1 protein-coding gene and 1 pseudogene are annotated in these 899 nt (G+C 64.5%); one reads left to right on the plus strand and one right to left on the minus strand.

What is annotated here, in order from left to right; translation table 11 throughout:
* Positions 1-693 (plus strand): catalase (locus tag P2Q66_RS17280; RefSeq protein WP_275730133.1); only part of this gene is annotated, 693 nt, incomplete at its 5' end.
* A gap of 74 nt (positions 694-767) precedes the next feature.
* On the opposite strand, the pseudogene P2Q66_RS17285 reads toward P2Q66_RS17280, so the two are convergent.
* Positions 768-899 (minus strand): annotated as a pseudogene (locus P2Q66_RS17285) (cation:proton antiporter); the annotation flags it as partial.

The raw sequence follows: 899 nt of genomic DNA on the forward strand, positions 1-899 counted from the left end.
GTCAAGTACCACTTCAAGTCCAACCAGGGCGTGAACTCCATGACCGGCGAGCAGGCCGAAGCCATGGCCGGCTCGGACGCGGACTTCTACATCCGCGACCTGTCCGAAAACATCGAAGCCGGCAACTTCCCGTCCTGGGACCTGCACGTCCAGGTCATGCCCTACGATGACGCCAGGACCTACCGCTTCAACCCGTTCGACCTCACCAAGGTCTGGCCGCGCGCTGACTACCCGCTGATCAAGGTGGGCACCATGGAGCTGAACCGGAACCCGGAGAACTACTTCGCGCAGATCGAGCAGGTCACCTTCGCGCCGTCGAACTTCGTGCCCGGCATCGCCGCGTCCCCGGACAAGATGCTGCAGGCCCGCATCTTCTCCTACGCGTACGCTGAGCCGCCGAACCCGGCCGCAGGCTGGGAGAACGACGGCGGGCTGACCCATGCGGCGCACTGCCTGCACGCCGAGGACAGCGACTTCGTCCAGGCCGGCGCGCTGTACCGCGAGGTTTACGACGACGGCGCCAAGGCCCGCTTCCTGGACACCGTCACCGGTGCCGTGGGCGGCGTCAAGCGCGCCGACATCAAGGAACGGGCCATCCAGTACTGGACCAACGTTGACGCCGAACTCGGCGCCAGACTTCGCGCCAACCTCGGAATTCACAACCAAGGCGCTATCGATTCGGCTGCCCTTTAGAGAATTGGGCAAGCTTCTCATCGACGTTCTGGGCACGGTAACCCGGGCGGGGCTGTGATTATGTCCCTGCACTCCTACGCTTTGGTAACGAGGCTTTCCTGCGGCAGCATTGCTCTCACCAGCGGCTCGACGTAGCGCGCCGCCAGGGGTCCCACCACGGCCATGATCAGCACGTAGGCAGTGGCCATGCCTGCCAGTTCCTGGGC

Source organism: Arthrobacter sp. Cr_A7, from assembly GCF_029222765.1.
GTDB lineage: Bacteria > Actinomycetota > Actinomycetes > Actinomycetales > Micrococcaceae > Arthrobacter.